Origin of the sequence: Rhodococcus sp. 4CII, from assembly GCF_014256275.1 — a bacterium.
GTDB classification, from domain to species: domain Bacteria; phylum Actinomycetota; class Actinomycetes; order Mycobacteriales; family Mycobacteriaceae; genus Rhodococcus_F; species Rhodococcus_F wratislaviensis_A.
Map to the genome: position 1 here is coordinate 24,555 of NZ_JACCFE010000002.1, position 20,591 is coordinate 45,145.

The 20,591-nt window shown below is 63.5% G+C and carries 21 protein-coding genes and 3 pseudogenes; 12 read left to right on the forward strand and 12 right to left on the reverse strand.

The genetic code is table 11. The annotated features are described in order from the left end of the window. Positions 1 to 42 precede the first annotated feature (42 nt). The 3 genes and pseudogenes from H0B43_RS00990 to H0B43_RS01000 all read left to right on the forward strand — a co-directional run bounded on the left by H0B43_RS00990 (position 43) and on the right by H0B43_RS01000 (position 2,202). A complete protein-coding gene (locus tag H0B43_RS00990) occupies positions 43 to 861 on the forward strand; it encodes an SDR family oxidoreductase (protein WP_185730463.1) in 819 nt (272 codons plus the stop codon). 245 nt (positions 862 to 1,106) lie between these two features. Beyond that, a pseudogene (locus tag H0B43_RS42755) lies at positions 1,107 to 1,662 on the forward strand (ANTAR domain-containing protein); the annotation flags it as partial. Between the two features lie 261 nt (positions 1,663 to 1,923). Further along, on the forward strand, positions 1,924 to 2,202 hold the full coding sequence (locus H0B43_RS01000) for an AMP-binding enzyme (protein ID WP_185730462.1): 279 nt from the start codon (positions 1,924 to 1,926) through the stop codon (positions 2,200 to 2,202). Positions 2,203 to 2,301: 99 nt separating this feature from the next. On the opposite strand, the gene H0B43_RS01005 is transcribed toward H0B43_RS01000, so the two are convergent. Further along, positions 2,302 to 2,928 (reverse strand): TetR/AcrR family transcriptional regulator, encoded by a 627-nt coding sequence (locus H0B43_RS01005; RefSeq protein WP_185730461.1) that lies wholly within the window; start codon positions 2,926 to 2,928, stop codon positions 2,302 to 2,304. 118 nt (positions 2,929 to 3,046) lie between these two features. Between H0B43_RS01005 and H0B43_RS01010 the strand changes: the two genes are divergently transcribed. From H0B43_RS01010 to H0B43_RS01025, 4 genes are all read left to right on the forward strand, one after another. Next, complete coding sequence (locus H0B43_RS01010) at positions 3,047 to 4,672, forward strand: AMP-binding protein (RefSeq protein ID WP_185730460.1); 1,626 nt, start codon at positions 3,047 to 3,049, stop codon at positions 4,670 to 4,672. Beyond that, positions 4,669 to 5,481 carry an enoyl-CoA hydratase/isomerase family protein gene (locus tag H0B43_RS01015; protein ID WP_185730459.1) on the forward strand — a complete coding sequence of 271 codons (813 nt, stop codon included), beginning with the start codon at positions 4,669 to 4,671 and terminating at the stop codon, positions 5,479 to 5,481. The genes H0B43_RS01010 and H0B43_RS01015 overlap by 4 nt, the downstream gene beginning before the upstream one ends. After that, positions 5,478 to 6,236 carry an SDR family NAD(P)-dependent oxidoreductase gene (locus H0B43_RS01020; protein WP_185730458.1) on the forward strand — a complete coding sequence of 253 codons (759 nt, stop codon included), beginning with the start codon at positions 5,478 to 5,480 and terminating at the stop codon, positions 6,234 to 6,236. Before H0B43_RS01015 ends, H0B43_RS01020 begins: the two co-directional genes overlap by 4 nt. Before the next feature lie 424 nt (positions 6,237 to 6,660). Next, positions 6,661 to 8,328: a CocE/NonD family hydrolase gene (locus H0B43_RS01025; RefSeq protein WP_185730457.1), complete on the forward strand. Its 1,668-nt coding sequence runs from the start codon at positions 6,661 to 6,663 to the stop codon at positions 8,326 to 8,328. A 1,672-nt stretch (positions 8,329 to 10,000) separates the two neighbouring features. Here H0B43_RS01025 and H0B43_RS01030 read toward each other — a convergent pair. From H0B43_RS01030 to H0B43_RS01055, 6 genes are read right to left on the reverse strand one after another with little or no spacing between them, the layout of a single operon-like run. After that, positions 10,001 to 10,402 (reverse strand): Zn-ribbon domain-containing OB-fold protein, encoded by a 402-nt coding sequence (locus H0B43_RS01030; protein WP_185730456.1) that lies wholly within the window; start codon positions 10,400 to 10,402, stop codon positions 10,001 to 10,003. 11 nt (positions 10,403 to 10,413) lie between these two features. Then, complete coding sequence (locus tag H0B43_RS01035) at positions 10,414 to 11,577, reverse strand: thiolase family protein (RefSeq protein WP_185730455.1); 1,164 nt, start codon at positions 11,575 to 11,577, stop codon at positions 10,414 to 10,416. Beyond that, positions 11,574 to 12,008, reverse strand: a complete 435-nt coding sequence (locus tag H0B43_RS01040; RefSeq protein WP_312034128.1) for an acyl dehydratase — start codon at positions 12,006 to 12,008, stop codon at positions 11,574 to 11,576. Before H0B43_RS01040 ends, H0B43_RS01035 begins: the two co-directional genes overlap by 4 nt. Continuing rightward, entirely contained in the window at positions 12,005 to 12,613 is a 609-nt protein-coding gene (locus H0B43_RS01045) for a MaoC family dehydratase N-terminal domain-containing protein (RefSeq protein WP_185730454.1), read from the reverse strand. Before H0B43_RS01045 ends, H0B43_RS01040 begins: the two co-directional genes overlap by 4 nt. Then, a complete protein-coding gene (locus H0B43_RS01050) occupies positions 12,610 to 13,842 on the reverse strand; it encodes a CaiB/BaiF CoA-transferase family protein (protein WP_185730453.1) in 1,233 nt (410 codons plus the stop codon). Before H0B43_RS01050 ends, H0B43_RS01045 begins: the two co-directional genes overlap by 4 nt. Then, entirely contained in the window at positions 13,839 to 15,197 is a 1,359-nt protein-coding gene (locus tag H0B43_RS01055; protein ID WP_312037610.1) for a CoA transferase, read from the reverse strand. The genes H0B43_RS01050 and H0B43_RS01055 overlap by 4 nt, the downstream gene beginning before the upstream one ends. A gap of 37 nt (positions 15,198 to 15,234) precedes the next feature. Between H0B43_RS01055 and H0B43_RS01060 the strand changes: the two genes are divergently transcribed. After that, complete coding sequence (locus H0B43_RS01060; protein WP_185730451.1) at positions 15,235 to 15,831, forward strand: TetR/AcrR family transcriptional regulator; 597 nt, start codon at positions 15,235 to 15,237, stop codon at positions 15,829 to 15,831. A 254-nt stretch (positions 15,832 to 16,085) separates the two neighbouring features. Here the strand turns inward: H0B43_RS01060 and H0B43_RS40815 are convergent, their stop codons facing one another. The 3 genes from H0B43_RS40815 to H0B43_RS40825 are packed head-to-tail and all read right to left on the reverse strand — an operon-like array spanning position 16,086 to position 17,226. Then, entirely contained in the window at positions 16,086 to 16,283 is a 198-nt protein-coding gene (locus tag H0B43_RS40815) for a hypothetical protein (RefSeq protein ID WP_213015016.1), read from the reverse strand. Then, positions 16,247 to 16,867, reverse strand: coding sequence for an IS630 family transposase (locus H0B43_RS40820; RefSeq protein ID WP_213015017.1), 621 nt, complete (start codon positions 16,865 to 16,867; stop codon positions 16,247 to 16,249). The genes H0B43_RS40815 and H0B43_RS40820 overlap by 37 nt, the downstream gene beginning before the upstream one ends. Continuing rightward, positions 16,756 to 17,226, reverse strand: a complete 471-nt coding sequence (locus H0B43_RS40825; protein ID WP_213015018.1) for a helix-turn-helix domain-containing protein — start codon at positions 17,224 to 17,226, stop codon at positions 16,756 to 16,758. The genes H0B43_RS40820 and H0B43_RS40825 overlap by 112 nt, the downstream gene beginning before the upstream one ends. Before the next feature lie 358 nt (positions 17,227 to 17,584). Here H0B43_RS40825 and H0B43_RS01070 point away from each other — a divergent pair, with 358 nt between their 5' ends. Continuing rightward, positions 17,585 to 17,989 carry a putative quinol monooxygenase gene (locus H0B43_RS01070; RefSeq protein WP_185950054.1) on the forward strand — a complete coding sequence of 135 codons (405 nt, stop codon included), beginning with the start codon at positions 17,585 to 17,587 and terminating at the stop codon, positions 17,987 to 17,989. Positions 17,990 to 18,100: 111 nt separating this feature from the next. Beyond that, complete coding sequence (locus H0B43_RS01075; RefSeq protein ID WP_185723579.1) at positions 18,101 to 18,988, forward strand: SDR family NAD(P)-dependent oxidoreductase; 888 nt, start codon at positions 18,101 to 18,103, stop codon at positions 18,986 to 18,988. A gap of 337 nt (positions 18,989 to 19,325) precedes the next feature. On the opposite strand, the pseudogene H0B43_RS01080 reads toward H0B43_RS01075, so the two are convergent. Next, positions 19,326 to 19,460: pseudogene (locus H0B43_RS01080) on the reverse strand (IS5/IS1182 family transposase); the annotation flags it as partial. 38 nt (positions 19,461 to 19,498) lie between these two features. Between H0B43_RS01080 and H0B43_RS40830 the strand changes: the two are divergent. Continuing rightward, positions 19,499 to 19,777, forward strand: coding sequence for a transposase (locus H0B43_RS40830; RefSeq protein WP_213015019.1), 279 nt, complete (start codon positions 19,499 to 19,501; stop codon positions 19,775 to 19,777). 63 nt (positions 19,778 to 19,840) lie between these two features. Beyond that, positions 19,841 to 20,224, forward strand: a complete 384-nt coding sequence (locus tag H0B43_RS40835; protein WP_213015020.1) for a transposase — start codon at positions 19,841 to 19,843, stop codon at positions 20,222 to 20,224. Between the two features lie 19 nt (positions 20,225 to 20,243). Here the strand turns inward: H0B43_RS40835 and H0B43_RS01090 are convergent. Then, positions 20,244 to 20,590, reverse strand: a pseudogene (locus H0B43_RS01090) (transposase); the annotation flags it as partial. Position 20,591: the final 1 nt, after the last annotated feature.

Below are 20,591 nucleotides of genomic sequence, written 5' to 3' on the forward strand. Positions count from 1 at the left end.
CACCTCTCGGTACACACGCCCTCTTGGATCGGAGAAGAACACATGCCCTCAGTACTCGTCACAGGAGCCGGCCGAGGCATCGGTCTGGCCATCACCCACCGCATGAGCGAAGCCGGGTGGACCGTCTACGCAACCGCCCGCTCGGAGTCGGCCCTTGCCCGCCTCGACCAGCTGCACCACGTCCACGCGGTCCCACTCGACATCACCGATCGACCGGCGATCGCGGCACTATCACGACACCTTCCAGCACGGCTGGACGCCGTGGTCAACAATGCCGGCATCATCGTCAGCGGACCGGTCGAAGGCCTCGCGATCGAGGACCTCTCGCGTCAGCTCGACGTCAACGTAGTCTCGCAGATCGCCGTCACCCAAGCCGTCCTGCCCGCGATCCGAGCAGCACACGGCCGCATCGTGTTCATGTCCTCGGTCAGCGGGCTGATCACCACCCCCGGCACCGGCGCGTACAGCGCATCGAAATACGCGATCGAATCCCTCGGTGACGCACTGAGAATCGAACTGCGTCCGTGGAAGATCCCCGTCTCACTGATCGAACCCGGACCCATCCGTACCGACATGTGGGAGGGAATGCTCGACGACTACGACGCCATGACCGCGAAACTGAGCCAAGAGAATAAGGCACTTTATGCAGCGCACCTCTCCGGTAGCCGCAAGCTCCTGGGGCGAATGCAAAAGATCGCTGCTCCACCGAAGCGCGTCACCAAAGCCGTCCACCATGCCCTGACGTCGCCGCGCCCCAAACGGCGCTACATCCTCGACACCACAAGTCGCGTCCAAAAACTGGCCGTAGCAGTAACGCCCACACCGGTCACCGACAAACTGCTCGCCGCAGTGACGACGTGACCTCACCTCAGACAGATCGGGTCGTCGACGCAGTACCCCATTCGATATTTTGAGCCCGGTGACACATTGACTTGATCGTCCGCGAATCATGCACCACGTTTCAGCACACGGTTCGGGTTCGGTGCATACCCCTGGAGGCGCAAACGGACCACCGCGGTCGCGCCGTCAGAAATTAGTTTCCTGTACGCGACCGGCTTTCCGCTCTTCACCCTCCCGCCGAACGGCGGTGATGCACCGGGCCAACTTACCAGCCGGGCGAGATCACTCCCACCACCGAACTTCTGCTCTCCCACAAGCACCCAGACGACCACGCACAGGTCGCCGCCTCTTCGACGAGGTGATCCACGCCGACGAGCCGTTCAGCAGCAGACACCGTATCATGGAGACCGACCATCGCATCCACCACGAGATCGTGGTCGGCATCGAATGCTCGACGAGGACGATCAGGTCATCGGCACCTCCGGGTACTACATCGACGTCACCGAAACGTCGGAAACAGACCTCCGCGTCTTCAACGCGGCACACACCGAGGCCGTCGCCGAACTCGAACATCCCGGGCGGTGACGAGCAGGCCAAGGGTGCCGTCATGCTCGTCTACGGCGTCTCCACCGAACGCGCCTTCGGAATCCTCACCTGGCGCTCACAGCAGACCAACACCAAACTCCACACCCTCGCCGAGCGACTTCGTCGACACCCTCACCGCCGAGGCGACCCTGCCCGAGTCGTTTCCGGCCACGGTTCGACCACCTCCTCCTCACCGCACACGAGCACCACGACACACCGCAGGAAAAACGGGACTGACAGGCGACCCCGCACGGTGGAAACACATGGCGGGACCCGGACGAGTGCGAGCCGGGGTAAACCGAGTCGCTGTACACACAGAACCACTGGGAGTGGCTCGTCACCTATCAAGGCGCCTGGAAGCCGGCCCAGTCATCAACCCGATCAACGTCATGTTGACCATCGACGAAGTGGAATACGGTTCTACGAAATGCTCTTCGGCGGCGGCCCATCTATCCGACAGAGATCGAGCGGGTCCTGAGCGCGCACCCGGATATCACCATGGTGAGCGTGGGTGCCGTCCCCCACTCCGTCAAGGATGAACTCACGTGCACCTACGTCGTCCGTGCAACCGGCTCGGAGTTGACAGAGGACGAATCCATCGATTTCTCGGCACAGCATCTCGCCGCATACAAGCGGCCACGGATGGTCCGATTCGTCATCAACCTTCCGAAGACATCGATCGGAAGATTCTGCGCCGCAAACTTATCAATGCCTTCGAATCCTGAGTCGAATCATTGCGTTCGCGAAGGATCACCATGCACTCGGCACTCGCATTAGGTTCAAGTGGTCCCTTCTCGTCGTACCGACGGATTGTCGACAAATGATGTCCGTTGTGATCGGCGGCGACTGCGGTGTGGTGGGCGGTCTTTCGCGTGGTTAGTCGGTGCGCAGCAAGCCGTGGAGCAGGAGGTCGCCGAGTTCTCCGAAGGCATCGGCGGCGGACAGTCCGGTGCGCTCGAGGAGCACGCCGGACTGGACGGCGTCGATCGCCAATGCCACCAACTGGGCGGCGAATGCGGCGTCGGTGGCCCGGAAGTGCCCGGACTCGACGCCCTCGTCGATCAATTCGTGCACCCGCTGCGCGGCCTGCGCGGTATTGCGGCCGTAAATCTCCGCTGTCGGTGCGTACGACACCATGTCGTCGTAGAACGCCCGCGAGTTGCGGCGCATCGCCGATGCGACACCACCGAGATACGTCGTGATCCGCTTACGCGGATCGGACTCGTCGGCAACGGCGGCTTCGATCTCGTCCGCGGCGGCGCCGAAGAAGTGTTTGGTGGCGGCGATGACGAGTTGCTCTTTTGTCGACGCCACGCTGTAGAGGGTGGCCTTGGAGCACCGCAAACGCTGGGTCAGGTCGTCGACGGTGACCGACGTGAACCCCTCCGTCAGGAAAATTTCCTCGATCCGCGCGAGCAGTTCGTCGCGGCGGGCGGTGTCGACGCGTCGACGCCGCGGGGTGTTCATCGTCGCGCGGTTCGGCGTCGCTCCTGCACGTGCCATGTGGTCGAGTGTTTCACAATCGCGGGCCTCTCGAATCCCCAGGGCTTCCCTTCCAGACACGCGTTGGGTACATTGATAGGTACCCAATTACCCAATAGATTACCCGCTAGGAGTTGTCGTGTCTGTCGATATCGACGCGCGAGTACGCAAGATCCTGTCGTCCTACGCCGGTGACGGCACGAACGTGGCGTGGCTACTGTGCGATCGGCACCCACCCGAATCCCTGGCACTGACGGTCGTGAACGAGGATCTGTCCACCACACGACTGACCTATGGTGACCTCGCCGACTCATCACGCCGATTCGCGCAGGTGCTCACCGATCGAGGGATCGGCCGAGGCGATCGCGTTGCCACTCTGATGGGCAAGGGCACCGACCTGGTGTCCGTCCTGCTCGGCATCTGGCGGGTCGGCGCCGTCTACGTCCCACTGTTCACGGCGTTCGCCGAGGACGCCGTGACCTCCCGCCTGACGAACTCGGAGACCAAGCTGGTTGTCGTCGACGCACAGTATCGGTCCAAGGTCGCTACCAGTGGTGATTGGGACGTGCTGGTGGCCGGCGGCGCCGAGAATGGTCTGACCGCGGCCATGGCCTCGGCAAGCACCGAGGCCCGGGCGTCCGTTTCGGTCGGTGGAGACGGACCGCTGGTGCACATGTTCACCTCGGGTACCACCGGCACGCCCAAGGGCGTCGTCCATCCCGTCCGCTACATCGCCGGTTGGCAAAGCTACCTCGAATACGCACTCGCCGTGGGCGAGGACGGCGTGTTCTGGTGTGCGGCAGACCCGGGATGGGCGTACGGGCTCTACACCGCGGTCATCGCGCCGTTGGCCGCCGGAGTTCCGACCATCCTGACCCGCGGCGGCTTCTCCGCCGCCTCCACCTGGGATGTGCTCTCCCAGTTGCAGGTCACCGACTACGCGGCAGCGCCGACCGTGTACCGGGGCATGCGCGCCGAACACCACTACCGGGCCGACACACTCGCGTTGCGCAGCCTCTCGAGCGCGGGTGAACCGCTCACCCCCGAGGTGAACCTGTGGGCCGAGAAGGAACTCGGCCTGCTCGTCCACGACCACTACGGACAGACCGAACTCGGGATGCCTGCCGGATTTCCGCATCACCCTGACCTCGCGGTCCCGGTGGTCGCGGGAGCCATGGGGGTCGCGCTGCCCGGGTGGAAGCTGACCGTCCTCGGCAACGACCGCGACGAGCCCGCACCCGCCGGCACGGTCGGGCGGCTCGCGGTGGTGGTCGCCGACAGCCCGCTGATGACCTTCACCGAATACGCGGCCGGACGCGGCGACGCCGGCCGATTCACCACCGACAAGAACTACTTCCTCACCGGCGACACCGCCAGCATCGACGCCGACGGAATCCTGCATTTCTCCTCCCGCGACGACGACGTCATCATCATGGCCGGTTACCGAATCGGCCCCTTCGACGTCGAATCCGTTCTCGCACAACACCCTGCCGTGCGCGAGTGCGCCGTGGTCGCCGCGCCCGACGAGGTGCGCGGCGAAGTGATCGAGGCCTTCGTCATCCGGAAACCCGATACCACCGTCGCCGAAGAGGATCTGGTCGCCGAGCTGCAGCAGTGGGTCAAGACCAAGTACGCCGCCCACGCCTACCCGCGCCGGGTGCATTTCGTCGACACCCTCCCCAAGACCCCGAGCGGAAAGATCCAGCGCGCCCAGCTCCGCCAGCAGCGCCGCGCCGAACTGGCCCGACAGGACGCACACTCATGACCGACAACCGCTCACCACTGGTCGTGACACAGCACGGCCCCACCCGCATCCTCACCCTCAACCGCCCCCACCGGCGAAACGCCCTGAACGACACCCTGGTCGAGGCACTGGGCGGCGCGCTATCCGACGCCGAGACCGACCGTGACACCCGAGCCGTCGTCCTGCGTGGCGCCGGCAAGAGCTTCTGCGCCGGCGCCGACCTCCAGTACTTCCTGCACCTGCACGCCCGCGGCCAGACCCCACTCGGCTTCCTGCGCAAGGTTTCGGCCCTCGCCACCCGACTCGAGGCCAGCCGGTTGCCTGTTGTCGCAGCGATCCACGGGCACGCCGTCGCCGGCGGACTCGAACTCGCCCTCGCCTGCGACGTCGTCATCGCCACCCCCACCGCACGCATCGGGGACGGCCACGTCCGGAACAACCTCCTCCCCGCCGGCGGCGCCAGCGTGCGCCTGCCCCGCAAGGTCGGCGACTCCATGGCCCGCTGGCTCGCCCTGACCGGCGCCTTGCTTCCGGCGACCGAACTTTCGCACACCGGATGGCTACACGCGGTCGTCGACCACGAACACCTGCACACCACCGCCCTGGCCGCCGCCACCGAACTCGCCGAGCACGCCGGCCCCGCCCAACACGCCTACAAAACGCTGCTCGCCGACCTCACCGGCCTCGACGAAAAACGTGGCCTCGCTCACGAACTCGACGCCTTCGATGCCCACTGGCAGACCAGCGACGTCCCCGCCGCCCTGAACGACTTCCTCCACGGCAGGACCACCACCACCAACTCCCACCCCGCCCCGACAGGAACACGATGAACCGCTACACCGACCAGATCGTCCTCGTCACCGGCGCCGGCCAAGGCCTCGGCGCCGCCATGGCCCACCGCTTCGCCGCCGAAGGCGCCACCGTCGCCATCGCCGAAATCAACGAAGCCGCAGGACAAGCACTTGCCGCCGAGCTGACCGACCGCTACGGACACCCGGCCACCAGCCACCCCGTCGACGTCGCCTCCGCCCCCCAGGTCCAGGACTGGATCGACACGATCGCCGACACCCACGGCCGCATCGATGTCCTGGTCAACAACGCCGGCATCATCCGCGACAACCGCATCGAAAAGATGAGCATCGACGACTGGCACGCTGTGCTCGAGGTGTCCCTGACCGGATCGTTCCTGTGCACCCAAGCCGTCCTACCGCACATGCGCGCCCGCGCCTACGGCCGAATCGTGTCGTTCAGCTCCATGAGCTGGCGCGGGAACTTCGGTCAAGCCAATTACGTCGCAGCCAAGGCCGGCATCGTTGGGCTCACCCGCACCATCGCCCTCGAATCCGCCCGCGACGGCATCACCGCCAACGCCATCGCCCCCGGACTCATCGAAACCCCCATGCTCGCCTCCATGAACGGACCCGCCCGCGACAAACTCGTCTCCAAAGTCCCCCAAAAACGGACCGGTGACCCCACCGACATCGCCGAAGCCGCCGCCTACCTCTGCTCCCCCGCCGCCGGCTACGTCAGCGGCATCGTCCTCGACGTCGACGGCGGCCTCGGCATCGGATCCTCCATCCGGTAGCCCCAAAAACTGAATCCTCCAACATGCGCCCGCAGACACAATTCCGGCAGATCACGTCCGTCGCTCACGTCACGTCCGCGCGAGGCGATCCGCGGCAGCAGGCGCGCCCTAAAGGGGTATTCCACTGCTCTGGATCAATCAGGCTCGCAACAACCTCATTCTCAAACCAGCTTCGTGATCTACGAGATGAATTGCAGGACAGCGACTATCCTGAACGCTCGTTGTTGGGGACGACATCACGTGGGTTCGAGCGACGACCCATCTGGCGGGTACGTTCACTTGCCTACTCGTACCCATTCTTGTACCCTAGAAGGTGTCCGCAATCACAGGATCTACACCCGGTGCTTACGAATACGTCGGCGGGCCCCCCTCAACCGCCGGGTGTGCACCGAGTTGGTGTTCGAACGAAGGCAGGAAGTCTGAAATGAGTCAGATAAGCATCGATCTCAACGTGGAGGTGCCGATGCGCGACGGCACGATTCTGAGGGCCGATGTCTATCGGCCGGCGGCGGCGGGGGCCTATCCGGTGCTGATCCAGCGCACCCCGTACGACAAGACGGCATCGTTGAATGTCCTCTTGTTCGACACCCTGATCGCGGTGAAGCGTGGCTACATCGTCGTGCAGCAGGACACCCGTGGCAGATTCGATTCCGACGGAGAGTGGCTGCCCTGGGCCTACGAGCAGCAGGACGGGTACGACACCGTCGTCTGGGCGAGCCACCTTCCCGGCAGCAACGGCAAGGTCGGCATGTTCGGCGGAAGCTATACCGGTCAGACTCAATGGGCCGCAGCTCTCGCTGCACCGCCAGGTCTGGCGGCGATAGCCCCGCAGGTCACCTGGAGTGACCCGGCCGATGGTCTCATGTTCCGCGGCGGCGCAGTCGAACTCGGTCTCAACGCGTGGTGGACGCTCGCCCAGTCCTTGGCGCAGTTGCCTAAGGTCGTCGAAGATCCCGACGAGTTGCTGGGTGCGATGGCAACCACGATTGCAGATTACGACTCGCTGGCCACGAAGAGCTACTGGGAGCTCCCGGCGGTGCCGCTGCCCGCCCTGAGCCGGGCCGGCCTGCCCGACATCGGTGTTCAACGCGGTCTGCAGAACCCCGACACCACCGAGGAATGCCGGGTTGCCGGCCACCACGACCAGGTAACTGTGCCTAGCCTGAACATCGCTGGTTGGTACGACGTCTTTCAGCAGGGAACACTCGACAACTACATCGCGATGCGCGAACGCGGGGTGCCGACCCGTCTCGTGGCGGGCCCATGGCCGCATGTGAAAGGCTTCAACTTCGGCCAGATCGGCGACGTCAACTTCGGGCTACTCTCGGAGGTCGCCCCCGGAGCCAAGACCATGACCGACTATCAGCTCGATTGGTTCGAGAACTACCTTCGTGACGGGTCGGACACCACCGATTCGAGTGCACCAGTGCAACTGTTCGTCATGGGAATCAACCAATGGCGCGACGAGGAAGAATGGCCGCTCCAGCGTGCGGTCGCCACGCCGCTGTACCTTCACGGAGACGGCAGTGCGTCCTTCGACCAGCCCACCGCCGAGCAATCACACAGCGACTTCACCTATGACCCCGCCGATCCGGTGCCGACGTGCGGCGGCAACCTCGTCATGTCTACCCAGTTCCCGGCCGGACCGAAAGACCAGGCCACCGTCGAAGATCGTGCCGATGTGTTGATGTTCTCGACGCCCGTGCTGACAGAAGACCTCGAAATCACCGGCAAGATAACGGCCGAACTCTTCGCCGCCACCGACGGACCGACGACCGACTGGGTAGTCAGACTCTGTGACGTTGACGAAAACGGCGTCTCCTACAACATCGTCGACGGAATCACCCGCGTGAACACCGAGCCCGAGAGCATCGACAAGACCGAGATCGATCTATGGTCGACCAGCATCGTCATCAAGGCCGGCCACCGGCTCCGAGTGCACGTCACCTCCAGCAACTTCCCCCGCTGGGACCGCAACCCCAACACCGACACCGAAGTGGACGACGCCAGCAAATTCCGCGTCGCACAACAAACCATTCACCACAACGCACTCCACCCCTCGCACCTCGTACTCCCGGTCATCCCCCGCTGAAAAACGCTCACCACGAAAAATGACGGCCGGGCAGCCACGCGCTCACAAACAAGCGTGCGCCTGCCCGGCCGTCCCTTTTCCCTCTGTCTGATAGCGCCGATCCACGAAGTTCTGGCGCGATAACGCCGAACATACGATAGCTAGTCGTTGTGCAGGGAGTCTTCTGACGGTTTCTAGCTGATCGGATTCTCTTCGCACAAGTTACTCACGGTATCCAGCGTCCCGACTCGGCATCGCGCCGCAACCTAGGAGTCGCCATCCACATGCCCATGCTCATCATTCAAGCTGTCATTGCAGGTGTCAGTCTGTTAACCCCCCGACACGCCACAGAATCGATCCGACGAATCCTGACGAACATCGCCCTCGTACAAGCCAATGCGCGATGGATAACCATGGCAGCGGGCGCGCAAGAAGAGTCGTCCTACGGTCGTTCACGCGCAGACGCACTGGCCCAGGTAGACCGCGCAATTCCTTGAGCCAGCCACTCACCGGGTCCCCTAGATCCTTCTGTTCCGAACATGCTATTTCCGCCGCCCACCGGAATCCCGACCACGGTACGGAGCCGACGACGCACTCGTGATGGGCATCAGCGTGGCCCGCCTCCAAGCGATTTCTCGCACATTGGCCACCGCGATCGTCGCCGTCCCCGGCGATGCTGAGAAACGAAGTTCCTCCACCGTCACCTCGCGCTACCGGCGCAGCGACAGCGAACGTCTTACCGTGCTCGCCTCCGAGCAGGAACGCCCGCGGTCCTCACCCGCGCCGAGGTATGGGTTTCTGGCAGCCTCGTGAACCTCGATTCGTTACCTCGCTACGCCATCCGCAACTCGCAACCTGCCGGGTACCTGAACTTCACCGCCCAGCACTGGTGGTCCTTGATCACATCCTTCGAGCAATCGACCTGCATAGGTTCGAGACATGGTAGACCCCGTCATCAGGACATGCCGGACAGAGTGACGACCAAAAAATTGTGAAGCGCTCCTTCAACATCGCCGCTCGATTCCGACTCCGCCGTTGCTGCCCGTGTGTCCGTAGAGATTGACTGCGAGCCGTCACCGAGGTGCGTGATGACGCGCCCATCGTCGAGGTAACCGAACGGTTCGGGGTCCCCCCGCAAACGGTCACCACATGGCGCAAACGGTACGGAATCGCACGCCTTCGGAGGACTGTCCGAGATCTCGAGCCGATCCCATTCGAGCCCGATACCTATCTCGCCCGACATCGAGGCCCTGATCAGCGAGATAGGCAGTCGCTACCGACAGTGGGGAGCGCGGCACATCGGGCTACGACCTGCACCAGGAAATCTGTGATCGTGCCGCGTCAGCCTCGACGATCCAAGTACTTGCGTGCAACGGGCTCGTCAATTCGCAAGAACCGAAATGTAAACGAGCCTAAGCGGCGAGATCTAGCGTTTCCATCGGACGCTGCGATACGAACATCTCGACGAGGTCGGCGCGTTCGCCACGATCCAAGCAGCTCAAGCGGCAGTCGACGACGAATGGATCCATACTTACGACACACCGCCCCATCACCAATGCTCGTTCGCAGGGTCTTCTCTGAGCGAATGGACCATACGGCCCCGTCGTCGGTCGACGAGGCACGTACGCAGAGAATGAGCCAATGAAATAAGAACTGGGGCAGCGTTCGTCAGGTCCGTCCCTATTCCTTAGATTTAGGTCTTGACGGTGAAGTACGGGATCGTCTCGGCCTCCGCATCGGTCTCGCCGTCAGGGCGGGCAAAGGCGACCCGTACCCGAGTCCCGATCAGATCGGAACTGGGATCGACGCCGCTGATCTCGGTCCACCACCACGGGCCTTCGTCCAATTGGACGATTCCGACCACGGTGCGCGCAGGACCATCCGGTGACCGGCGGTGTACGACCGACCATGACACGATTTCGCCTGTTCCCGCAGCGGGGACGAGTGCGTACCGTTCGGGATCGATAGAAACGTCGAATTGGGGCGCATGATGGGCGCCGGTCGACTGATCTCGCACGATGAGGAAGCGCCCGGCTGCGGCGCCGTCGAGAAAGGCAGCAGTCGCAGCGTCACGATGGATGGGGAAAGCGGGCATGTGTTCTCCGATCAGTCCGTGCCCAGCACGAGTGTCGCGTGATAATCCAAGACGCCGCCGTTTCCGGAGACGAGGACGCGGTGATGCTTTTCGACCTGGCGGGCGCCGCCGTGGCCCCGGGCTTGGATGACCCCTTCGGACAGCGGCGTCATGCCCCAGAGGTAGTACGCCGACAGCTCTCCGCCGCCGGTGTTCACTTTAAGCCGGCCGTTCGGCCCCAGCATGCCGGGTTGGGCAACCATCGGGCCCCCTTCTCCCTTGGCACAGAACCCGTAGTCCTCGAGGGTGATGAGGGCCGTATAGGTGTAGCAGTCGTACACCTGTACGACGTCGATCTCGTCTAGCGTCGTGTCTGCCATCCGCAGAGCGGCCGGGCCGGAGCGCGCAGCGCCCGACACAAGCCCGAAGTCGTCGTTGCGCACGCCGGTGTTTCCCGGGTGCGCCTGCGCCCACCCGAGGACCCGCACCGGCGGCTGACGCAGGGCCCGCGCGCGATCCAGACTCGTGACGATAAGGGCGATGGCGCCATTGGATACCAGACAGCAGTCGAACAAGTGGAATGGCTCGGCGATCCACCTCGAGGCGTGGTACTCCTCGAGCGTGAGGGGAGTGTCGTGGAACTGCGCGAGAGGATTTCGTTGTGCCCATTCGCGTTGGGCGACTGCGATGTGGCCGAGCTGGTCGTTGGTCGTGCCGTATGCCTGCATGTGGCGCCTCGCCGCTAGCGCATACATCGTGTTCGCGGAGGAGATCCCGTTCGAAGCGGTGATCGCCCGCCAGCCGGACGCGGCGGAACTAGCCGCCGCGTACGACGCGGACGAACCTTGCCGCTCCTTGAGCGGATTGTCGGCCCAGACGATGGCAATGGTGTCGGCGGTACCCGACTGCACCGCCATCGAGGCGTACTGCACCATCTGGGCCGCGGTCGACCCGTATGCCTGCATAGCGGTCAGTAACTTGAGGTTCTGCAGGCCGAGCTCGCCCTGCAAGTTGAGGCTGACCTGGTCGGTGAGACCGCCCGACATGATCAGCCCATCCACGTCCTGCAAGTCGAGACCGGCGTCCGCGGCTGCCAGGCGGACGGCGTCCGCGGCGAACTGCAAAGCGCTCTTGCCGTAGACCTTACCGAGTTCAGTGATTCCAAGACCAGCGATCGCGGGCTCCACGACGCTCATGAAACGGCTCCGGGCAGGCGCACCAGCACGGAGCCGGGTCCGACCGTGACTCCGGTGCTGTCCGAGGTGGCCGCTGCCACCGTGACGATGTCATCGTCGACGGTTGACACCGTGCCGGTGATCCTGATCGTCTCGCCGACGACGTTGAACCGCCGCATCCGAAAGCCACGGATGCTGGTGATCGTGGCACCCGGTCCGGCCCACTCACGGACGAGACGTTCCCATCCACCCATGAGCATGAGGGTGTTCGCGTACATCTCGGGCGCGCCGGTCTGCTGCGCCCATTCGGTGTTGTGGTGGATGGAGTTGAAGTCGCGCCCGGCGCCAGCCCACATCACGAGGCGGTATACGCTGAGCGGAAAGATCACCGGCGGCAGGTTCTCCCCGACGCGCACATCGGACAGAGATCGGTTCTGATTGGCGAGTGTCACCCGTTCGCTCCCGCCTCAACGTGTTCGGACATGCGCTCCTCCGGAATTGGATCGAACGCGAAGAGCGTGGTTCGCAGACGAGCAACTGTGTCGCCTCGGTCGGACACGATCTGCGATTCGACGGTCATGAACGCGCCCCGACCGACCGACGTTTCCTTCAACACGCACGACAGCAGGTGCCGTCCCTTCGTACCGACCCTTTCGCCGATCTCGACCGGCCGCAGGAAGTCGGCCTCGATGTCGGTCGCGAAGAACCCCTCGGTACGCGGAATCGGCCCCGGGTCTTCGTTGTTGATCGGTGTGCGCGCGGGCTGGGCGTTCCGTTCGCTACTTTTCCAAAGAGTCTCCTCGCCCGGCGACCACATGGCAGGCAATGAGAACGCCAGGGCGCCCGTTGCCGGCGCGACCAAACCCGGGTAGCCGGCGGCGACCGCAGCCTCCTTCTCCGTGTGGATCAGGGTGCCGATCTCGAGTGGCTCGACGTAACGGCGGACTACTGCTGCTTCGATTCGATCGGCTCCCCATCGCGTGGCACCATCGGAAAGGTCCTGGCCGACGGCATCTTGCGCGGCCTGCCACTTTGCCCTCCAAGAATCGTCGATCACTTCATCACTCCGCTCTCGATCAGGTCGCGCACGCGGTCTTCGTCGTATCCGAGGATGTCGCGCAGCACCAGCTCGTTATCGCGTCCAAACGTCGGCGCGGCGTTCTCAACCTTCGCCGGTGTGTCCGAAAGCAGATAGCGCGGACCTTCGACGACAGTCGTGCCGAACAGTGGATGGTCGAGCGCGATCAAATGACCTCGGGCCGCGATTTGCGGGTCGTCGATGAAGTCCCGGGAGGCGGCGACGACGTGGGCAGGCACCCCTCGTGCTTGCAGCTCGATCTCGATTTCTTGGGCGACCCGGTTACAGCTCACGCGCTCTATTGCGGCTTCGAGTAAATCCTGTGCGGCGAGACGTCCGGAGGCCGTGACGAGCGACGCGTCGGCGGTCAAGGTATCGTCGCCCAGCCAGGCGGCCAGCTGCGTCCACTGCTCATCGGTGGTCACTGCGATCGCCACGAAGCGAGCCTTGTCCTCCCCGTCGATCGTCTCGTCTGCGGTGCGAAAGACGCCGTGCGGCGCGAATGCCCGGTCTCGGTTACCCATTCGTTGCGCCACCGCCCCAGTGAGCTCGTACTCAACGAGCTCGGGCGCCTGGAAGTACACCCCGGACTCGACCTGCGAGAGGTCGATGTAGCAGCCCTCGCCGGTCTCGGCTCGGTGTTCCAGCGCAGCTAGGAGCACGGCGAGCCCCATCCGGGGCCCGACGAAGTCGGTGTAGGGGCCGAAAGGTCCAATCGGGACGTCTTCGGGCCAACCGCTGACCTCCTGAAATCCCGAGAGGGCCGCGCCGACGTTACCGAAGCCAGCGAGCCGTGATAAAGGCCCGGTCTGACCGCTGATAGAGCTGCTGACCATGATGAGGTCGGGATGGTCGGCGCTGAGGGAGGTGTAATCAAGACCCCACTTCGACAGCGTTCCCGGTGAAAACGCTTCAAGCACCACATCCGCCCAGGCGGTGAGGTCGCGGACGATCTGCTGTCCTTCCTCATCCCGGAGATTGACCGTGACGCCGAGCTTGCCGGCATTCCACGTGCCGTAAAGCGCCGACCCTTCAGTGGAGACCTCTCCTCCATGGAACGGCTGCATGTAGCGGGCGGTCTCGACCCTTCTCGATGATTCCAGACGCACTACGGTGGCGCCGAAGTCGGCCAGCGCCCGTGTCATGACGGGACCGGCGACAACCCAGGTGAGGTCGAGGACTTTCAGTCCTCGCAGGGGGCGGGTCATGCGAGCACCGCTTCTTCCTGAGCACCGGACGGTGCGGTCGACCAATCACGAATGGCACTGTCGGTGTGCTCACCGATTTTCGGCGCGCGACGCGTAAGCGTGAAAGCGTCGACGTTCACCGCGGCCGGCATACCTACGAGACGAAGTGTTCGTTCACCGTCTCCTACTGGGACGAAGGTATGACGCGCCTCCAGCTGTTCGGTGGCGGCTAGGTCGGCTGTAGTGAAGATCGGGACGCAGAGGAGCTTGTACTGCACTGCCGCTCGCAGGACCTGGTCTTTCGTCTTCGTCGCCAGGAAGTCACGTACGGTTGCCCGCACGCGGTCGATTTCTGCGTCTGGAAATTCGCCCGACTCGATGAGCTTGTCGACTGTGCGCCAGTCGAGTTCGGTGTACTTCTGGACCGGTTCGCCCTCGGCGAGCATCCATTGGAAGAAATTCCCAGTGAAGGCCCCGGCCGCCGGTCCGATACCGACGTGGAACTCGATCATTCCGTCGACGCATTCCCACTTCTTGGAAGCGGCGGGCGTTCCCGAGCCGCTCCCAGATCGATCGACCCGATGTGTCAGTTCCTGGCCAGCGCCTATGGCGCGCGGCACGTCCCCCACGGCCGCGGCGAGCACCGTCGCGAGCGTCGCCGACCCCAGCGCGGCTTGCACGGCGACGTCGACAAGCTGACCGCGGCCAGTAGTTCGACGGGCAATCAATGCCAGCAGGGCGCCGGCGGCGGCGTCCGCGGCGGCCAATCGGTGCGCCTGCGGGATCGAGGGACGGACAGGTGGACGCGAGCCGTCGCGGTGCGGCTCCAGCGGTCCTCCCGCCGCCCACAGGATGAGATCAGACTCGGCATACCCGGCCTTCGGTCCGGTCCGGCCGAAGCCGGTCATCGAAACATAAATAAGACGGGGATTGATTTGCCGCACATCGCTCCAGTCGAGCCCCTCGCGACGCATCGCGACGGGCCCGCTGCTCTCGATGAGGATGTCGGCAGCTTCGATCAGCGCCCGCATGCGTGCGGCATCGCCGGGCACGGCGAGATCGAGCGCGACGCTACGTTTGTTCGCCGCGTATGCCTCCCAGAGGAATGACGCCTCGCGACCAGCGGCGGTTGGCTGAGCCGATCGTGCGGGAGACCCGTTAGGCGCCTCGACGTGCACGACGTCCGCACCGAGGTCGGCGAGGATACGCCCCGTCATCAGCCCGCGCTCGTCGGTCAAGTCGAGCACGCGCGTTCCGGAAATGAATGCCATGTGGGACCTGCCCTTCCGCGCGTCACGGTCGACGCGCTGGCCCCGACCATACCGATACGCCATCCGTTCCGCAATGGATTTTCGAAGGGAGGTTGTGTTCTCCACCTGGGTGTCGCGAAGATCGGCAAGTTACGATTCAGGCATGACGCTCTCCCCTATTCCGACCCCGCAAGGGCGTCCACGTGATCCCGACGTGGATCGCCGCATCATGGATGCAGCGCTCGAAGAATTCGCGGCAGAGGGATGGCGCTCGTTCTCCATCGAGGGCGTAGCCCGCCGCGCGCAGGCGGGGAAGTCATCGATTTATCGGCGCTGGAGTAGCAAACAGGACGTCCTGGTGGACGCCTTTCGGGCGAACGAGCTTCGATTCGACCTGCCCGAGATCGGGCGTGTGCGCGCAGCCCTCTACGACCTCACACTGCAAATGATCCGCAGGTCCGTGAGCCCCGCAGGGGCCGCTCATCTTCGATTGCGCACCGAGCAAGATCTGCCCGAAGAGTTACGTGCGATCGCTGATTGCGGAACGCGCGACGCAATTGCGTCCTCGCGGCAGCTCGTGAAACTCGGGATCGAGACCGGTGAACTCCCCGTCGATGTGACGCCCTCGCTATTCATGGACTGCCTGTCTGGCGCCGTGACCAATCGAGCGATTGCCTCCGCTCTCTATCGCGGCGATAAGCCGCTGAAGTCTGACGAAGAGTTCGCCCAGGAGCTGGTCACGTTCCTGCTGCGCAGCTGAATCACTCCAGCTCCAACAGCTTTCGCATCGACGCGTCGCTTCGAAGGGGTTCGTTGCAGTCGGTCGGGACGTGCGAACCTTTGAAGACATCCATGGATGCCCGAGAAGGGCAACCTGAGACTGCGCGGGCGCCAGGTGACGACCTTCGTCACGAAACGCCGCAACTAACAGTTTCCAACAACACTGTCCGAGCTGCCAGACCAGCGCGAAAGCCTGGGCATGGTCTACCAGTACTAGCTAGTAGACCGTCGCCGCTAAGTCTTGGGATATAGGTGGCGGAGCTTGATACGGGCGTCGTCGGTGGTGAAATGCCACTGGACCTGGCGTTGGTCTGCATTGGTCTGTCGTTGCCAGGCAGCGAGTTCGGAGTTGAGCATCTCGAGGTCCTCGATGCGCCGGTCGAGGCACTGCCGGGTCAGCGCCGAGAGCTCGACTCGGCGATGTTGAGCCACGAGCCGTGTTTGGGGGTGTGGTGGATCTCGAGCCGCTGCGCGAGCGCGAACGCCTCGGCCGGCTCGAAGGCCTCGTAGAGCGATCCGATGCCGTGTGTGTTGAGATTGTCCATCACCAGCACCACCGTCTCTGCGTCCGGGTAGTCTACGCACAGTAGCTTTTTGACCTGTCGGGCCCAGTCGACCTTGGTGCGCCGGGGCTGGGCATTGACACGCCGCCAGCCGGCCAGGGGCTCGACCCAGCAGAAGATCGAGCAGGTTCCGTGCCGCACGTACTCGGAGTCCTCCTTCAGATCGTGTCCCGGGCCTGCAGGGATCGGGTCGCGCACGTGCGCGAGGAGTTGGTAGGGCTTTTCGTCCATGCACACCACCGGGTGAGCGGGGTCGTGGGGGCGGGCGTAGACCGACAGGACATCTTCCATCCGGGCTGCGAACTCCGCGTTCGCTTTTGGTGGGATGGTCCAGCACTTCTTCAGGTGAGGACGAAGTTTCGTTTTTTTAAGATCCGGCCGATGGTCGAGTGGTCCAGGTCGGGGATGTCGTCGACCAGGGCGACGTGCTTCTCCAGCAGTCGCAGCGACCACCGGGCATGACCTTCTGGGGGCTGTGTGCACGCCAACGCAATCAATCTGGCCTCGATCTCGCCGGTGATCTGCGACGGCACCGGTGGGAGGTCACGCTGTTTGCGTCCGATCGTGGCTTCCACGTCCTGACCGGTTTCGGCGAACCGCTTGGCGACCAGTCGCACTGTCTCACCCGAGACTCCCAACCGTGCTGCGATCACCTTCTTCTCATCCACCACCCCGATCGAGGTGTCCAGCGCCAGCAACACCCGGGCCCGTCGGATCATCGAGGCCGGATGTACCCCGGTGGTGGTCAATCGTTCCAAGAACTCACGATCAGCCGAGCTCAACGTCACCGGACGCTTCTTCTGCGAAGGCATGACAACAGTCCTGACCGGCAGAGGGGACGGGGAACTCTGCCGCCCCTTACCTTAACGAAAAAGGCCAGAACTAAGCAGCGACACGCTACTAGTGCAGACCTCCGAACTGGCATTGCCAAATGATCGCTCAGCGAGGAAGGGTCCCCGGCCCGCTGCCCTCGCGGTGGGGCGGGTGCTCGGGTTCCTGCGGCGCTAAGGTCGATGAGTGACTGCTGAATTTGGTTGAGCGGAGGGTAGATCCGTGCCGAGGTTCAGCTGCACCATACTTGACGAACGGTACCCGTCTCGTTAGTGTGAGCTTCCTGACATCGCCGATGCCGATGGCGGTCCAATCAACAATTCATGAAGGGATTTCCGCATGTTCCATATCAATTCCGAGGTCACCATCCCTGAGGGAAAACTCGAGGAATTCAAAGACGCCTTGCGCGCTCAGATGGCCAAAATGGCGGAAGCCGAGACTCGGACGCATTCTTACGTCGCGTACATCAGCAGCGACGGAAAGCGATGCCAAGTTGATCAGTACTACGAGGACGAAGCCGCATTCATCGACCACCTGAAGGCGTCAGCGGCAGGTCTGCGCGATGCTCTCGACGGCACCAAGGAAGATTTTCGTTACTGGATCTACAACGACATCGAGAGCCCTGAAGTGAAAGAGATCATCCCGAAGATTGCAACCCTCGATCTGCTCGTCGTCGGCTCAGCATCCATGGGGTACAAGCGAGAAGCCAGTGGAGGCCCCGTTACTTGGATCGGGGCCCGCTAAAACCAACGGTCTTCCCATTTGACACTCTAGAGAGGTTGACCACCTCGTGACGAGAGTCCCCCTGATACAGCCTGATACGGCTGATACGGCTGAACGATCTAAGGAGTTTGCATGTCCCAGGCCCACACATTCGAGGGGAAGGTCGCCATCGTGACCGGCGCCGGCAGCGGCCTGGGACGAAGTCATGCGCTTGCACTTGCGCGTCTCGGTGCGACTGTAATACTGAACGACCTCGGCGACCGGCCCGAACCGACAGGGGATGGGACAGGCGCTCGCACTGCGGCCGAGACCCTCAGCGACGAGGGCTATCTTGCCTTTGTTGACGAGGGAGACATCGCAAACGAGGCGTACGCGCGTGGTCTTATTTCGCGCACCGTCGATCGATATGGGCAAGTCGACGTGCTGATCAACAACGCAGGTATCGCGGGTTTTGGAACAGCTCAAGACACAACGACGCACGACCTGCAGAAACTTCTGAACATTCACCTCATGGGCAGTTTCTGGACCATGAACGAGGCCCTCCCCCACATGAGGCGACGTCGGTATGGACGAATCGTCAATACATCCTCGGCTGCCGGAGTCTTCGGCGCGGCTGGGGCCTTCCCGTACGTCGTTGCGAAGGCCGCGATAGTCGGTATGACGAAGGGGGCAGCTGAGGACAACATGGACGTGGACATTCGGGTCAACGCGCTCTGTCCGCTTGCCGCAACGCCGATGTCGCAGACGTGGATGGAGGCTAACCCGACGGTCGATCGTGCACTGCTGCGAACCGAATCAGTCTCACCGTTGGCGCTTTACCTTTCCCATCACGACTGCAGCATTACTGGTTTGGTGCTCAGCGGTGGCATGGGGAAGTGGACCAATTACTTCACGGCCGAAGCGGCAGGAGTCGACTCGAGCGAGAATCTCGACGACGTCTTCATGAGGTTGGACAGACTGCTCGCGCTGGAAGGATTTCATGTCCCTCGGATTCACACCATCCCGGACACCGACAGCTAGTAGACCATCTTCCAAAACTGCTTAAGTTGTGGGGTTCGATCACATTGAGGTGAGTCGCTGCCGCTCAATGAGCGAGGTCTCCGGTATCTGGGTTAGCGACCAAGTAGAATAATGAAAATCGGAGACCGCAGCTTCGCAGCATGCCGGTCCGGATTTGTATACGAACAATGAGCTCGGCCATCGTCATCTCGTGCGCCGCCGCAGCCCGTCTAAGAGGGTGTCTCATGTGGGTAGCTTCTTGAAGCAGGTGAGTGGCGGCGCGGTGGAGGAAGCCGGCGAAATGTTCGCCGTAGCGTTCGTAGCGGATGGTCAAGCGCCGGTAGCCGGTGAGCCAGGCGATAGTGCGTTCGATCTTCCACCGGTACCGGCCGAGGCGATCGTTTCGCTCGATGCCGCGGCGGGCGATCCGCGGGACGATGCCTCGTTCGCGCAGCCACCGTCGGTGAATGTCGTAGTCGTAGCCCTTCCCAGCGACTGCGACACGCACTGCGCGAGTACTTCCCTGCCGCATTGGAGGCATTCGACGACCTCGACGCCGTCGATGCCCTCGAGCTGCTCGGGAAGGCACCGGACCCGGCCGCGGCGACACGACTGACACGGGGACAGATCACGGCGGCGCTGCGAAAAGCCCGCCGCCGCGACATCGAGACCAAGACCGATCGGATCCAGGCAGCCCTGCGCGGCGAACACCTGGGCCGGGCGGCCGTGATCACCACCGCCTACGCGGCCACCACCCGCTCCGCCGTCGCCGTGTTGAGCACTCTCAATCACGAGATCAAGATGTTGTAACGGCAGGTCGATGCCCATTTTGGCCGACACCCGGATGCTGAGATCATCCTGTCCCAGCCCGGGATGGGACCGCTGCTCGGCCCCCGGGTATTCGGTGAGTTCGGCGACGACCCGGAACGGTATGCCACCGCGAAGGCTCGCAAGAACTACGCCGCCAACAGTCCGATCACCCGCGCCTCCGGCAAAAAGAAGGTCATCGCGGCCCGGTTCGTCCACAACGATCGGCTCGTCGATGCGCTGAACTCGCAGGCGTTCTCGGCCCTGCAGGCGTCACCCGGTGCCCGCGCCTACTACGACAAACAACGCGCCCGCGGTCTCGACCCCGGTTCCGCCCTGCGGCAGCTCGCCAACCGGCTCGTCGGCATCCTCCACGGATGCCTCAAGACCCACACCTGCTACGACGAAACGACGGCCTGGGCACATCACGTCGAGAGGGCTGCCGCTTGACACCCAAGCTCCTGGGATGTCTTTTTGCCCGGACGCTTGCCGCATCCAGGATCGCTGCCGTCCAGTCGAGTTCGCCCGCGTTCCCGAGCCGGTCGAGCACCTCACGATGGAGTTTCTCGAACACCCCATCCCGCACCCAGGCACTGAACCGTCGATGCGCGGTCGGCACAGTCACCCCGAAGGAGGGCGGCAGGTGCCGCCACGCACATCCGCTGGTGAGCACGTACACGATCGCGGTGACACCGCCCGGCCATCGGCCGGCGCACTGCCACCTCCCTGCGGCCGGATGACAAAACGGGGAATCAACGGTTCGACTATCTCCCACAACGCATCCGGAACCAACCTCAGTGACAACTCATCTACCACG